Annotated in this window: 15 protein-coding genes and 1 pseudogene (1 of these 16 cut by a window edge); 1 reads left to right on the top strand and 15 read right to left on the bottom strand. The window is 24.1% G+C overall.

The genetic code is table 11. The annotated features are described in order from the left end of the window. Positions 1–3: 3 nt before the first annotated feature. Entirely contained in the window at positions 4–930 is a 927-nt protein-coding gene (locus tag ABXT47_RS00690; protein ID WP_415308649.1) for a polysaccharide deacetylase family protein, read from the top strand. Here the strand turns inward: ABXT47_RS00690 and ABXT47_RS00685 are convergent. The 15 genes and pseudogenes from ABXT47_RS00685 to ABXT47_RS00615 form a co-directional block, all read right to left on the bottom strand. Continuing rightward, positions 923–1,627, bottom strand: coding sequence for a cytidylyltransferase domain-containing protein (locus ABXT47_RS00685; protein ID WP_415308647.1), 705 nt, complete (start codon positions 1,625–1,627; stop codon positions 923–925). The two genes, ABXT47_RS00690 and ABXT47_RS00685, sit on opposite strands and share 8 nt — an antisense overlap. Next, the gene (locus ABXT47_RS00680) at positions 1,611–2,660 is read right to left on the bottom strand and encodes a sugar phosphate nucleotidyltransferase (protein ID WP_415308645.1); all 1,050 of its coding nucleotides are present in this window, start codon (positions 2,658–2,660) and stop codon (positions 1,611–1,613) included. The genes ABXT47_RS00685 and ABXT47_RS00680 overlap by 17 nt, the downstream gene beginning before the upstream one ends. Position 2,661: 1 nt before the next feature. Further along, the gene (gene neuC, locus ABXT47_RS00675) at positions 2,662–3,792 is read right to left on the bottom strand and encodes a UDP-N-acetylglucosamine 2-epimerase (protein ID WP_415308643.1); all 1,131 of its coding nucleotides are present in this window, start codon (positions 3,790–3,792) and stop codon (positions 2,662–2,664) included. A gap of 11 nt (positions 3,793–3,803) precedes the next feature. Next, on the bottom strand, positions 3,804–4,937 hold the full coding sequence (locus tag ABXT47_RS00670) for a radical SAM protein (protein ID WP_415308641.1): 1,134 nt from the start codon (positions 4,935–4,937) through the stop codon (positions 3,804–3,806). A gap of 49 nt (positions 4,938–4,986) precedes the next feature. Continuing rightward, on the bottom strand, positions 4,987–6,039 hold the full coding sequence (locus ABXT47_RS00665; protein WP_415308639.1) for an N-acetylneuraminate synthase family protein: 1,053 nt from the start codon (positions 6,037–6,039) through the stop codon (positions 4,987–4,989). Between the two features lie 2 nt (positions 6,040–6,041). After that, positions 6,042–7,198 (bottom strand): annotated as a pseudogene (locus tag ABXT47_RS00660) (aminotransferase class I/II-fold pyridoxal phosphate-dependent enzyme). Then, positions 7,195–8,346 carry a polysaccharide biosynthesis protein gene (locus tag ABXT47_RS00655; RefSeq protein ID WP_415308637.1) on the bottom strand — a complete coding sequence of 384 codons (1,152 nt, stop codon included), beginning with the start codon at positions 8,344–8,346 and terminating at the stop codon, positions 7,195–7,197. Before ABXT47_RS00655 ends, ABXT47_RS00660 begins: the two are co-directional and overlap by 4 nt. A gap of 159 nt (positions 8,347–8,505) precedes the next feature. Beyond that, positions 8,506–9,075: an acetyltransferase gene (locus tag ABXT47_RS00650; protein ID WP_415308636.1), complete on the bottom strand. Its 570-nt coding sequence runs from the start codon at positions 9,073–9,075 to the stop codon at positions 8,506–8,508. A 50-nt stretch (positions 9,076–9,125) separates the two neighbouring features. Then, positions 9,126–10,256: an N-acetyl sugar amidotransferase gene (locus tag ABXT47_RS00645; protein ID WP_415308634.1), complete on the bottom strand. Its 1,131-nt coding sequence runs from the start codon at positions 10,254–10,256 to the stop codon at positions 9,126–9,128. A gap of 23 nt (positions 10,257–10,279) precedes the next feature. Beyond that, positions 10,280–11,107, bottom strand: a complete 828-nt coding sequence (gene hisF, locus ABXT47_RS00640; protein ID WP_415308632.1) for an imidazole glycerol phosphate synthase subunit HisF — start codon at positions 11,105–11,107, stop codon at positions 10,280–10,282. Continuing rightward, positions 11,104–11,715, bottom strand: a complete 612-nt coding sequence (gene hisH / locus ABXT47_RS00635) for an imidazole glycerol phosphate synthase subunit HisH (RefSeq protein ID WP_415308630.1) — start codon at positions 11,713–11,715, stop codon at positions 11,104–11,106. Before hisH ends, hisF begins: the two co-directional genes overlap by 4 nt. Further along, a complete protein-coding gene (pseF, locus tag ABXT47_RS00630; RefSeq protein WP_415308628.1) occupies positions 11,715–12,419 on the bottom strand; it encodes a pseudaminic acid cytidylyltransferase in 705 nt (234 codons plus the stop codon). The genes hisH and pseF overlap by 1 nt, the downstream gene beginning before the upstream one ends. Continuing rightward, a complete protein-coding gene (locus ABXT47_RS00625; RefSeq protein WP_415308626.1) occupies positions 12,419–12,610 on the bottom strand; it encodes a hypothetical protein in 192 nt (63 codons plus the stop codon). Before ABXT47_RS00625 ends, pseF begins: the two co-directional genes overlap by 1 nt. A gap of 3 nt (positions 12,611–12,613) precedes the next feature. Beyond that, positions 12,614–13,642, bottom strand: coding sequence for a pseudaminic acid synthase (pseI, locus tag ABXT47_RS00620; RefSeq protein ID WP_415308624.1), 1,029 nt, complete (start codon positions 13,640–13,642; stop codon positions 12,614–12,616). After that, on the bottom strand, positions 13,632–14,203 hold the 3' portion of the coding sequence (locus ABXT47_RS00615) for a formyltransferase family protein (RefSeq protein ID WP_415308622.1). It continues 70 nt past the right edge of the window; only the last 572 of its 642 coding nucleotides appear in the window; its start codon lies off the right edge, out of view — the gene reads right to left on this strand; its stop codon occupies positions 13,632–13,634. The genes pseI and ABXT47_RS00615 overlap by 11 nt, the downstream gene beginning before the upstream one ends.

The raw sequence follows: 14,203 nt of genomic DNA, 5'->3' as shown, positions 1-14,203 counted from the left end.
ATTATGTCTGTAACTTTTGTAATGTATCATTATGTTCGTAAAATTAAATTTTCTAAATTTAAAAATATAAAAGGTTTAGAATTTAATAAATTTAAACATCAATTAAATTATTTATCCAAAAATTATAAGATAATTTCTATGCAAGAATTTAAGGATAAATATAACTTAGGATATAAATTTTCTTCTAAATACTGTATTCTCTCTTTTGATGATGGTTATAAAGATCATGTCAAATATGTTTTACCTGAATTAAATAAACGAAAACTTAAAGGTAGTTTTTACATACCTAGTATGCCGATAAACACAGGTAAAGCTTTAGATGCAAACCTAATTCATTATATAATTGCTAAATCAAAGACTAACGAACTATTCATTGAGTTTGAAAAACTTTGTAAAAAAGTTGGAATTAATGAAATGAAATTAAATAATTTTAAGGAGCAATATTATAAAAAAAATAGATTTGATCCTCCTAAGATCAATTTTATTAAAAGATTATTACAAATTGAAATCTCGTTTAATCGTAGAAAATTTATTATTGATAAATTGTTCAAAAAATTTGTTAAGATGAATATTAAAGATTTTTGTAAACTTATTTATCTAAATAAGAAAGATATAAAGAAATTAATAAGATCAGGCATGTACATTGGTGGACATGGAGACAAGCACAAATGGTTTAGTCGTATTGCAAATAAAGAAAAAAAACGTGAAATAAATTCTACAATTAAATTTTTAAAAAGTTTTAATATTGAAACTAAAAATTGGACTATGTGCTACCCATATGGCGATTTCGATCCATTCACTATAAAGTATCTAAAGTCCAAAGGCTGTGGTTTTGGTCTCACAACAATACCAAAAGTAAATCATAAAATTAAAGATCCTTTTAAGATATGTAGGTTAGATACAAATGATATTCCTACTTATATCAAATAATTTCAAGAATTTTATTTGAAATTTTTAAATCAATTTCCTCATTAATATCCAAGTTGTATGGAAATTTTGTAACAACATATTTTGCAGGTTTTATAAAAATTCTATTCATTTTTTTTAAATCTTTTGTCCATAATATATAAAAAGATCCACATGGTGTATAATTTATCTTATTTATAAATTGTCTATTTTCACCAATTAAATCATTTTTTAAGTTAATCAAATTTTTTTTCAATTTCCAAATAAAATTATCACTTCTTTCTAAATTTTTAACACTAACTACAGATTTAATTTTTTTTTGTAAGAGTTTAGTGCCTTTAATTAAGTCATTCATTTTTCTAAATGGCTGTGTTGGCATTAAAATAATTATTTTTTTAAAAATATAAGGTTTTTTCTCTTTTTCTATTTTGTCAAAAAATTCTATTAATGCATCTTTAATATCAGAGTCTTTTTTTGATAAAATTTTTGATCTTAAAAAATCACATTTAGCTTTATTTTTTTTAGAAATTTTTTGAATCTTCTTACTATCTGTACTAACAAAAACTAATTTATTAACTGGAATTTTTTTTGCAAATTTAATTGTTTTTTCTAAAAGAGTTAATTTACCAATTTTCTTTAAATTTTTATTTTTTAATCCTGAAGATGTGCCTTTTGCTGGTATAAAGACCAGGTAATCAAAAAATTTATTTTTTGATTTCATTTATAGATTTTTCGTATTCATCCCATTGCCCAAAATCAAACCAAGAACTATCCTCTATTGGAAAAATTCCAATTTTTTTTCTATTTTTTTTTGCTTTTTTCAATAATTCATCAAAATTCATACCGTCATTTTTCCCAATAATACTAAAAATTGATTTATTCAATACGTATAAACCAACATTTATGAATTTTTTAATTTCAGGTTTTTCTAACATTCTTATCAGTGTACCATTTTTGTTAATTTCACAAGTACCATAAGGTATTTTTATTTTTTTTATTGCACATACAATTGTTATATCATTTTTTTTATTTTCATGAAAATCTAATATAGATTTATAATCTGTATTAATTACGACATCGCAATTAGCTACAAAAAAATTTTTACTTAGTTTTTTATTTTTTAAAAGTGCTAATGATCCAATTGTTCCCATTGGATTTTTTTCTGAAATAAATTGAATCCTTTTATAAAACTTTGTAGTTTTTAAATATGAGATTAGAATTTTAGATTTATAGTTAATAGATATAAATATATCTAGAATATTATATTTTAAGAATTTTTCTAATATTATTTCTATAATTGGTATTTCATTAACTGGAACAAGTGGCTTTGGCAAAACTTTTGAAAATGGATGAAGTCTACTACCTTTTCCACCAGCCATGATTACTACGGAAATTTTCTTTGTTTCTAATGTTTTTTTGCCAGAAAAAAAATCTGACCAAATCATAATATCTATAATTTTTTTATTTTCAACAATTGGAATAAGATCAAGTTTAAATTTTAAAAAAATGTCTCTTATAATTAAATTTGACATTTTTTTTTTATTTATAAATTTAGGTTTTCTATTATAAATTTTATCGATTCTATAATCTAAATTCTTTCCTTCAACTATAGCTTTTCTTATATCTCCATCAGTAAGTGTTCCTAGAAGCTTAAGATTCCCATCTGTTACTACCAAACATTTACTTCCAGTTTCTTTAAGTTTTTTTAATGCACTATAAATTGTAATATTTTTTTTAATAAAAAATGATTCCATATTAAATCTTTAAATCAATAAATCTTTTATATTTAAAATTCTCTAAATTTATTTTTTTTAAGTAATTTGTTATTAAGCCCATGGTATCTTTTTTAAAATAAATTTTACATCTATTAGTTTTACCTTTTATCTTCTTGATTGAACTTACAATTTGTTTCAAATTATAACCTGTTTTAATTATAGACTTGCTTAAAATTCGTCCTTTTTGTCTATCTCCTACAAGAATTGATGGAACACCTAAAAAGGGTGCTACATAAACTATTGAGGATGAATTACCAATCACAAATTTAGCATTTTTTAATACATCTGTATAATATCTATTCAAAGAATTAAAAATTTGAAAATTAGGTTTTTTTTTGTAGTGTAAAATTTCTTGACTTACTTCATCCGAAAATGGGTCACTATTTGGCATTGATATTATTTTTACATAATCTTTATTAAATTCTAAAGCCTTAAGAATATTTTTTGTGATCATTTTTGATTGTTGAGAATTTATTTCAGAATTAATCGAAATTAATACATAATTTTCATCCTTTAGTTTTAATTTTTTTTTTAACTCTCTTTTACTTTTGAACTTTTGTTTATCTATTCGATCTAATTCTAAAGAACCAAAATTTTTTATATTTTTATTTATTTCACCTAACTGAATTAATCTTTTTTTATAATTATTATGTGAAACAAAATGGATATCAGAAATTTTTGATATCGAATGTCTAATTTTTTCATCTATTGAGCCCAGTGTAACCTCTCCACCATGCAAATGAACTACGGGCACTTTGTGTATCAAGGAAGATACCGCTAAAGCTAATGCATCTGTTCGATCTCCAAAAATCATTGAAATATCTGGTTTAAATTTTGTAATATTCTTGCTAATAAAATAGACTTGTTTTGTAAAACTCGCTGACACAAAAGTTGGATTATTAGATTGGCTATAATTTGTTTTAGAAATGATAATTTTTATATTTTTTCCAAAACTCTTTAAAATTTCTTTTTTGTCAATTTTTTTAATTGTATCTCCATGAATTAATAGTGTTATTGAAAAATGGTTAGATAATTTATTAATTAAATTCTTTTGGATATAAAATTCTGCTCTAGAGGCTGACTGAATCAAAATTTTATTTATTTTTTTCAACTTGTTGTCTTTTATTTATCTATAACAACCATTTTATCATCAAATTTACCCATAAATTGATTCAGATTATTAAGACGAGATGGGCATGTATTTTTCATATGACACTCTCTTTGACAATATGTTCCAAAGTTACCGTGCAATTGTTCTTCTCTCCATTTTCTAATTTTAGGTCCATTCCAGGCTTCATCGAAACCTAAGTCGTTGATATTATCAAGACTAATATGTTGTAGTCTTCCACATGGACTTATATTTCCATCTAAATTAATGAAAGGATGTTCGTAAACAGTATAACATATATTATGCATTCTTTTCATTGATACTATTGGATCTAAAGTTACATCTTCTATATCAGGTGAAAGTTTTATATCTAGTCCAAAAAAATCTATTCTTTTTCTCCAATGCTCTAATAATTTTTTATGTTCTTTTGGGTCAGCTGGCCCTATACCTAGCTTAGTCAAATGTTTAGTAACAAATAATGGTATCGTATGTATTGACTTCAAAGTTTTCACATTTTTTAGTTTGTCAATAGCCTCCCATAACGAATGTATGTTTACATCTGTAATTACCGAATTTATCTGAAGTGGAATATCTGATTGACTTGAAAGATTTTCTAAATAAGAGATTACCTTGCTTTCATCTGATCCTCTATATTTCATATTTGTTTCGCCATCAAAACCATCAAGACTAATTTCTATATCCGTCATTCCACTTTCAATAATTTTTTTAATAACTTTTGGAACCAAAGTTGTTCCATTTGTAGTAACTTTAACTCTAGGAACATATTGTCTTGCTAATTTAGTAAGTTCAAATATATCTTTATTTAATAGTGGTTCAGCTAAACCTCCCCAATGAACACAATTAAAACCATCTAACTTAGGTAAAAGTTTTTTTAATTTTTCAAGGTCTCCATTTCTCTCTAAATAACCAGAATCTTGAATATGTTTTTCTTCTCTATGACACCAAACACATTTAAGATTACATTTTGTATTAATTACTATACACACCTCATTCAATGATTTTCTATCAGTTGTTGCCAATGTATTAGATTTATTTTTTAAAGTTAAAAGTTCAATATATTTTACTAACCTTCCAGGGCTATTTTTAAAAAAAGATAAAAAGTTTTTAAATTCTTTATTTGGGTACATAATTTTAATTTATTGTTTACTCTATCATAATATGTTCAATATTTGAACATTAAATCATCTCGTCAGTTTTATAGCTCTTTTTTGCTTTCTTTCCAAGATAATTCCAGAATAATTTTGGTTTTTTTCCTAATTGCGGTCTTTTAAGTGCTAAGTTGTTAAAAGTATATACTTCATCCTTGTATATCTCTTTTGATGCATACAAGGACTTTTTTGCTATTTGAGCTATATTTTTTTCAAATTTATTAATACTTTTTTTTGAAGTTCCAAGCATTTTTATTGTATCTTTTAAATTTTCTACCATTTTTTTAAAATCTGTTTTATTCAAGGATGATGAGTGATCAGGCCCTGGTTGTGTGTTAGAAATTGTCAAATGTTTTTCAATAAATTCTGCGCCCAATAAGAAAGCAATTGATGGAGAAATTAAGCTTTTACTATGATCTGACAAACCAACTTGTAAATGATATTTATCTTTCAATACAGTTATAATCTTTAAATTAAGATCAATAAGTTTTGTTGGGTAGTTGCTTACACAATGAAGTAAGATTACTTTATTTAATAAAAATTTTTTATTCTTTGTATTTAATTTAATACTATTTATCATTTCTAAATTAGGATTTTTTTTTTTATATTTTTGTGCAAAATAAATTGTTTTAAGTGCTAAGTCGATATCCTTGAAACTAGACATTCCAGTTGATAAAATAATTTTTTTATTATTTTTTGCAATTTCATAAATTAATGGAAGATTATCTAAGTCACCTGATCCAATTTTGTATATATTGGATTTTGAAATTTTTTTTACATTATTAAAAGTTTCTATATCAAAACAAGTTGTAAGTGAATTTATATTAATTTTTTTACAATAATTGATTAATTTCTTAAAATTTTTTAAAGTTATTTCATATTTTTTTAAAAGCTTAAATTGATTTTTATTAACTTTTTTTTGATAACTTGCTGATTTAGATTTTTTAATTACAATATTGACAGTTTTATACATTTGGAACTTTACATAGTCAGCTCCAGAGTCTTTTGAAATTTTAATTAATCTTTTTGCTTCTAAAATGTTACCATCGTGATTTACTCCAATTTCTGCAATTATTTTCATGATTAAAAATTGTTACTTGGTAAACATATTATTTTTTGTGAAAATTCTTTTGATTTCATATTTTTCATTTTAGGAAAATTTGATAAAAATTTATAGTTACTATTAATTTCCCAGACTTTTTTACTTTCAATATTATTTTGATTCAAAAAAATTAATAACTCTTTTATATTAATATCTTTTTTTATTACTAATAGTTGAATCCAATTATTACTTTTACCAAGTTTTGGTATTGAAAAAATATCAAAATAATTTTGAATTTTTTTTATATTTTTTAAAAGATCGATATGTAACTTATTCTTTTTTTTTAATATGAAATTTAAATTATCTATTTGAGAAATTCCCAAAGCTGCATTTAGATTTGGCATCCTATAATTGTATCCTAATTCATTATGAATCGTATTAAATTTAGTGGAAATTTTAGAAGTAGCGCTTATATGCCTTGCTTTTTTATCATAATTTTTATTATTTGTAATTATAGCCCCCCCCCTCCTGTAGTAATTATTTTATTGCCATTAAAACTTAAAATACCCAAATCACCAAATGTTCCAGCATGTTTATTATTAATTTTTGTTCCTAGTGCTTCAGAGGAGTCTTCAATAACTTTAATTTTAAATTTTTTACAAATTTTGATTAATCCTTTTATATCAAAGGGGTGACCATAACTGTAAGTAGGAATACAAGCAGTAATATTTCTTTCAGTTTTTTTGTTAAAACATTTGTTATTTTTCAATATTGTAGTTTCACTTAAATAATTTTCTAATTTCTTTAAATCAATGCCTAACTCTTGATTGCTGTCTATATAATGTGGAATCGCACCAATATATAGACATGCATTAGAGCTAGCTACAAAATTAAAAGAAGGTAATAAAACTTCCTCATCTTTTTTTATTTTTAATAATTTGAGAGCGATATGTAAAGCTGAAGTTCCATTAACTAGACAGACCACATATTTTGCTTTAGTAAATTTTTTTATTTTATTTTCAAATTTGTTTACTAAGTTTCCTACACTAGAGACGTAAGTCGTTTTTATACAATGATTTAAACTAAGTTTATCTTTTTTTGTTAATATTGGTGAATGTATAAAATATTTTTTATTTTTTTTCACATAAACCTTTCTTAATGCATTTAATAATTTTTTATAAATTTCTTTATTTTTCATAATATATTTTTTATTTTAATTGAATCTTTAATTTGTTTATAAGTCTTAATTTTTAAACTTAATAAATTTTTAATTTTTTGAAGACTATTTAATTTGTCTATTTTATTTAATAGAGCCTCATTATCGAATTTAAAGAGAGAAGGAATAATGTGAACCGTGTTTTTGTTGTAAATTAATTTAGATGTTTCCTGTTCTTCATAAAATTTTTCATAATTTTTTTGTCCTGAAAAATTATTTTTTGAAAAATTTATATAAAAATTTTTTTTATTTAAATGTTTTTTCTTATCATTGGTATATTTAAATCCTAAATATTTTAAAATTTTTAAAGTTAAAATTTCTATTTTTATTGAAGGTTTTACTAACTCTAACTTTGGGACAACAATTTTATTATTTGCATTCTTAAGTAATGCTCTAAAGCATAAACTAATTGCCTCTTCATGTGTGATAAAATATCTTTCTACATTTTTTGGTACACCAAATATTTTTTTGTTAAGAATTCTCTCATAAAGATATTTTAGAATGCTACCGTTTGAAAAACTTACATTTGCAAATCTAGTTGTAGAAACAAATATTTTTTTATTCAATCTCTTAAATTTAAAAAGTCTATCTTCCATTAATTTTTTTGATGCACCTAAAAAACTTGATGGTTCTACTGCTTTATCAGAAGAAATTGAGAATACCAGCTTAAGGTTGCTCTTATTAAATTTCTTTATCTTTAAAAAATTTTTAGAATTTGTATTAAATAAATATTTAGCACTTAATATTTCATCTTCAGATCTAACATGTTTTATCGCAGCAAAATTTAAATAATGAGATATCTTTTTTTCTTTAATAAATAGATTTATATCTATTTGATTTATATCTGCACATATGTAATTGGTATTAATAATTTTTTTTTTTTTAAAAATTAAAATTAACTCCCTATTTAATTCTGTTAAACTATTTTCATCTTTGTCAATCAAGTAAAGTTTTTTAAAATCAAAATTTTTTAAATTTTTTACGAATTCGACCCCAATTGATCCAGTTGCACCTGTAAGTAAAATAACCGACTTGCTAAAATTTTGCCTCAATTCACTTAACTCTTTTTTATTTATTGAGAATCTATTTTCTTTTGAAATAAATCTTTTTTCTAAATTTTTAGTGCTCATTTTATTGTTTTAATTATACATTATGTTCAAATTTTGAACAACATTTGAGTTTTATTTTTTCAAATCTCTTTTTTGTAATTAGCTCTATCTTTGTTTAGGTCCACCATTCTTAAACTTAATCTATTGGATTATAATAATATCTTGAAAATTAATTATCTTTTAAAAAACAGTACCTGCTTTTATAAAAGAATTTTTTGTTATTCTTCTATTATTAGCAATAATAGCACCACTTCCTATAAATGAATTATCTTCAACTATCGTTCCCCCATTGATTATTGCACCTGTCGAAATATGACAATTATTACCTATTTTAACATCGTGCTCAATTATAGCACCAGTATTAATTATGGTGTGATCTCCTATTTGTACGTTTCTATTAATTACTACTTGTTTCATGATGATGGAGCCATTTCCCATAATAAAATTATTAGAAATTATACTTTTTTTTGCAATAAATGATTTAAACTTTATTTTTTTATCATTCATAAATTTTATTAACTTAAGTCTTGTTTTATAATTATTAATTAGTCCTATGGATATAAATGCATGATTGAAATTAAATTTTAGAATATCTTTATCTTTTCCTATAAATTTTAATTTAGTGTTATAAAAATAATCCTTCTTTATTTTATCTAATATTCCTATTATTTTTAATGATTTATTTTCACTTATTATTTCAAGACAACTATTTAGATGTGTGCCTCCACCAATCAGAATTAGTTTAGCCATATCTATTTATGCCCCCCACCAATCATTTATTATCTATATTCATTTGGTGCTTATGATTCTTGCCATACATTATCTTTTACCCACTCATTATTTTGGTTTTTACTCCAAACTCTTTTGTCTCTTAATGTGTCAGCAAAAATATCAAATTCAACTTCTTTAATATTGGTATATTCAAGCCATCTCTTCAAGTCTTTTTTTGGCTTTACGTGATCATATTTTTTTACAAGCTCTATGGCTTTTTTTCTAGACATATATCCCATTCTAATATCTTTTGAAGCATGATCACTACATCTGCCATAGCCAAATTTTATAAATTTTAAGTAATCATGGGCACCATTTTCATGCATATCATCAAGATTTGATATTTTTCTATATGTTCTCTCAAAACTTTCTCTTGACTCTTTCCAATCATAAAGTTTTTTCATTATTTCTGTTTGTTTATAAGGGTCCCATTTAATAAAATTACCAAGATATATTCCCTTTAATTTATGTTTTAAAAATTGTTCATCGCTCGGAAGTTGATACCACTTAAGATCTTCAATTTTTAATCCTTCTTTTTTATCAAAATCATTAATCGTGTACCCTCTCATATCATGCTCTAAAACAGTTCTTTTATTGAATTGAGCATAATCATTAATAGAAAACATTCCAGAAATGTCCCAACTTACTTCTCCATATATAAATAGTGGCACATTAAATTGGATAGCAGATTTTGGGGCAATTATTCTTATTCCAGCATGACAGTGCCAATTCATGTCACCCATCATGTAAAATGCAGCTCGATTTAATTTTATTAATAGTTCTTCAGAGGGCTTAAATATATAATGATCTAAATTTAGTTTTTTTGACATATTATGAAGATTTTCATCACCTTCAGGTAAAAAATTATTTCCATAATATGTGACTAATAAAGGTTTAAACCCTAGTGATTTTACATAATGAGCTTGGTAATAACTATCTTTACCGCCACCTACAGGGATTATGCAGTCATAATCACCATCAGTTATTTTTTTATATTCTTCTAATATCTGAACAAATTTATTTTCTCTTATTTTCCAGTTTTCATCTCCTAGCTTTGTAATTTCTTCAAAGGTTCTGCACGCCGAACATATACCATCATCATCAATATCAATGTTTACTGCGTGAATTGGATAGACGCATCTCTTACAAAAATTTACCATTAATTAATTACAATTATTATTCATTAAACTTCAGATTTTGTTATTTTTGATAACATAGGAGGTCTAAAATTGCATTCTTTATTTGTTAAAAAACTAATTGCTTCAAAATAGCTATTTTCAGAAAAGTGAAAGATATTACTTGCTGCTACAGCGTCAATGTTTTGTTTAATTCCTTTATAAAAATCTTCCCAACATCCAGCACCACCTGTAAATATTATAGGTAGGTTTGTATTTTCCTTGATTGCTTTTAATAATTGAAAATCATAGCCTTTTAATGATCCGTCTTGATCTATTGAATTAATCAACAATTCTCCAGCACCTAAATTTTCTATACGCTTTATATAGTCAATAAGATTATTTGAAACCAAAGATTTTCCACCATCAACAAAAATTTCGTAAGAATTAGACCTTATATTTAACTTAAAATCTATACTTGCAACGATAGCTTGTGATCCATAAATTTTAACAGCGTCTGAAATTAAATTTGGATTATGAAAAATTTCAGAATTTATTGAAATTTTATCTGCACCCATATCAAAATATTTTTCTATATCTTCTAATGATTTTATTCCACCACCAACTGTAAGTGGCATAAAGGCTCTTTTGCCAACTTCAAGAATTATCTTATCAAATGATGAATAATAGATATTTTTTTTATCTGATCTTGTATCGTTCATATCATTTGGTCTAATATTCAAGTAAACGACTTCATCTGCATTCCATGAATTTAATCTATCAATAATTATATAAGGATCACCAACTACTTTATGCTGTTTAAAATATTTACTTTGAACAACATTTCCTCTTTTTAGCAAGACTATTGCAACTAATCTTTTTGTTTTTGAATTCATAATTTGTAAAAATTTTGTAAAAGTTTACACCCAGCAGATTGACTTTTTTCAGGATGAAATTGTACTCCATAAATATTATCTTTTTCAATAGATGAGGTGACCTCTATATCATAAGTTATTTTGGAAGAACAAAGACCTTTATCTTTAAGATTAAAATAATAGCTATGAACAAAATAAAAAAACCTTTCGTCCTCTGAAATATTTTGGAAAAGTTTACTTTCCTTGTTAACTAATTCAACTTTATGCCATCCTATATTTGGTAATTGGCTTTTTTTTACAGGTATTTTTTCTACCAAACCCTCAATAATGTTTAATCCCTCACTCTCTTTTCCTTCATTTCCATAGGAGCTTAAAATTTGCATACCCACGCATATTCCTAAAAAAAATTTTTTTTTATCTAAAACCTGATACTTAAGTTCATTCACTAAGTTTAATTCAATCAATCTTTGATGCAAAGATCTATATGATCCAACTCCAGGTAAAATAATATGACTAAAGTCTTTTAAAGCTTTTTCACTTTTAATTTCTCTAAAATTAATTTTCAAGAAGTTAAGAATATTTATTACAGATCTAAAATTTCCTGAACCATAATTGATGACACCTAACATTAAATATTAATTCGTTTTTTCTGTTTTGTTTTCCATAATAATTCAGCTATTTTCCAATCTTCATAGTCGTCTATATCCAAAGAACTTAACTTTGGAAAGGCTATAAACTTTGAATTTTTATCAAAGATATCTAATTTATTTTCCCAAGATTCATTCCACCCTAAGTAAAATTGTGCTGCATCATGAAATACATTTTTTATATCCTGTGTTCTTTTGTTCATAGAATTTGGGAAATTTTTTTTTAAATAGTTATACTTGTCTCTATAAAATGAACGATATATTGGGTGTAGATATTCTTTTGCTGAAAAAACGTATGGTACATTTTTTTTTAAAATTTTTTCTGCTTTTTTTAATTTTGCTATTTCTATAAAAACTGATGTTGGGTAAATGCAACATACTTTATTGAAACTATAATTAAGTTTCTTAATTTTTTTAATAGCATCACAAATTACTGTTTTTGTGTCCGTGTAATCGTCTGAGAGTTTTTCTGATCTTCTCAATACTTTAACACCTAATTTATCTGAAATTTTAGATATTTGGTTGCTATTTGTAGATACAAAAATTTCGCTAAAAAAATTAGATTTTTTTAAATTACCAATAACCTGAGAAATAATAGGCTTGTTACAAAATAATTTGAAATTTTTATTCTTAATTCTTTTACTGCCTGCTCTTGCAGGAATAACACAAATTAAATCTTTTTTCATTATTTTGATAATTCACTCAATAGTTTTGAAATTTTTTTATCATCATAATTTACTTTTTTCATGATTTTTGATGCATTTGTTGGATCGAGTTTAAATGCTAACTTTAAAATATTCATCCAATTAACATTATTTTTAGATCTTATTTTTTCTATCTGGTTTATTATTTTTAGATAATTTTTTTTTTTTTTCATAAGTTATATTTGTTTTAGTAAAATTCTTTGACCAGGTTCAAAATTTTTTTTAGCTCTTTTTTTTAATAGATTGTAATAATAACTTGGATCTAAACTAAAGCCAGGTCTAATTATTGATACATTTTCAGTTGTAAATTTTTCACCTTTTTTAATTGTTTTAATTGGGTAAATAGATCTTTTAAAAATAGTACTTACTTTTTCAGAACTATTTCTAAAAAAATAATCTTTACCTCTTAAATTCCATGCTACATCAATTTCTTCTCTAAATTTTAGTATTTCTTTACCTTTGATGGAGAATTTTATATCTAAACCTTTATTTTGCCCCTCTAATGCAATGTGTTTTTCAACATAATCTGCACCAGATAAAACAGCAGCGAATGCCACTCTATTATCTATTGAGTGATCAGAAAAACCTACTTTACAATTATATCTTTTTTTCATTAATTTTATATTGTTTAAATTGAAATCTGTAATTTTTGATGGATAATTACTTACACAATATAAAAGAATAATATTCTTACATCCATTTTTTTTTGCAAAATTATAGGCTAAATCAATTTGTTTTATATTAGAAGTTCCTGTTGAAATTATTATCGGTTTTTTTGTTTCTGCAATTCTTTTTATTAATGGGAAATGATTAATTTCAAACGAAGCAACTTTATAAATAGGACAATTTAGAGTTTCGAGTAAATCTACTGCCTTCACATCAAAAGGTGAGCTAAAACAATTTATTTTCTTTTTTTTTGCATATTGAAAAAGTTCTTTCTGCCAACTAAATGGGGTTTGGGCTTGTCTGTAAAGATCCCATAATTTTTTTCTCTTCCATATGCCTTTTTTTATTAAAAAATCTTTTTTTTTTGAATCTATAGTTAGTGAAGAAGCTGAGTATGTTTGAAATTTTACTAAATCAACACCATATTTTTTGGCACTATCAATTATTTTTTTTGCATTTTCTATTTTACCGTTATGATTGCACGAAACCTCTCCTATGAAGATTGGTTTTTTTTTAAGTGTTAAAATTTTATTTATCATTATCAAATATCTTTATTATAAATTTTTTATTTTTATAATAAAAGAAAGCAGGCCATTGCTCATTATTTACTATTCTTAATTTATTGAATTGTGATTTAATACTTTTATTTATATTCATCTTAGAATCAAGTTTATTTCTTTTTTTGTAGAAAGTGCTTTTTCCTTTTTGTTTTTTCAGCTTAATATTTGGAAAAATATTTATTATATGATTTATCATCTTTAAAATTTTATTAGCTTGGAGGACTCTAAGTTCTTCATAAAGTTCGAGACCATTCAATAACAAATTAGATTGTAAAACAATATCACCATGATCAATTTTTTCATTTATATTTATCATAGTGAACACGATTTTTTTTTTATTTTCTAAAATTTGCCATTGTAAAGGTGCAAAACCTTTTCCTCTAGGGAGATTGCTCGAATGTACAACCAAATTAAATCTATTTTTTTTAAGAATTTCCTTAGGAATTATTTTCGTATAATTGATAATAAATACTAAATCATAGTTATTTATTTTTTTTAAATCCCAGAAAATTTTAGCTTTTAAAATATTTTTATATTTTG

It is taken from the genome of Candidatus Pelagibacter sp. Uisw_099_02 (genome assembly GCF_047727625.1).
In the GTDB taxonomy this organism is placed as follows: domain Bacteria; phylum Pseudomonadota; class Alphaproteobacteria; order Pelagibacterales; family Pelagibacteraceae; genus Pelagibacter.
This window is presented reverse-complemented; position numbering and strand designations above follow the sequence as displayed.

What these genes read in the sequence shown, in the direction of transcription:
- hisH (WP_415308630.1), bottom strand. Translation starts at nt 11,715, where the DNA reads ATGTTAGGTGTCATCAATTATGGTTCAGGAAATTTTAGATCTGTAATA.
- pseF (WP_415308628.1), bottom strand. Translation starts at nt 12,419, where the DNA reads ATGAAAAAAGATTTAATTTGTGTTATTCCTGCAAGAGCAGGCAGTAAA.
- ABXT47_RS00650 (WP_415308636.1), bottom strand. Translation starts at nt 9,075, where the DNA reads ATGGCTAAACTAATTCTGATTGGTGGAGGCACACATCTAAATAGTTGT.
- ABXT47_RS00680 (WP_415308645.1), bottom strand. Translation starts at nt 2,660, where the DNA reads ATGGAATCATTTTTTATTAAAAAAAATATTACAATTTATAGTGCATTA.
- ABXT47_RS00655 (WP_415308637.1), bottom strand. Translation starts at nt 8,346, where the DNA reads ATGAGCACTAAAAATTTAGAAAAAAGATTTATTTCAAAAGAAAATAGA.
- hisF (WP_415308632.1), bottom strand. Translation starts at nt 11,107, where the DNA reads ATGAATTCAAAAACAAAAAGATTAGTTGCAATAGTCTTGCTAAAAAGA.
- ABXT47_RS00670 (WP_415308641.1), bottom strand. Translation starts at nt 4,937, where the DNA reads ATGTACCCAAATAAAGAATTTAAAAACTTTTTATCTTTTTTTAAAAAT.
- ABXT47_RS00625 (WP_415308626.1), bottom strand. Translation starts at nt 12,610, where the DNA reads ATGAAAAAAAAAAAAAATTATCTAAAAATAATAAACCAGATAGAAAAA.
- ABXT47_RS00645 (WP_415308634.1), bottom strand. Translation starts at nt 10,256, where the DNA reads ATGGTAAATTTTTGTAAGAGATGCGTCTATCCAATTCACGCAGTAAAC.
- ABXT47_RS00690 (WP_415308649.1), top strand. Translation starts at nt 4, where the DNA reads ATGTCTGTAACTTTTGTAATGTATCATTATGTTCGTAAAATTAAATTT.
- ABXT47_RS00685 (WP_415308647.1), bottom strand. Translation starts at nt 1,627, where the DNA reads ATGAAATCAAAAAATAAATTTTTTGATTACCTGGTCTTTATACCAGCA.
- pseI (WP_415308624.1), bottom strand. Translation starts at nt 13,642, where the DNA reads ATGATAAATAAAATTTTAACACTTAAAAAAAAACCAATCTTCATAGGA.
- ABXT47_RS00665 (WP_415308639.1), bottom strand. Translation starts at nt 6,039, where the DNA reads ATGAAAATAATTGCAGAAATTGGAGTAAATCACGATGGTAACATTTTA.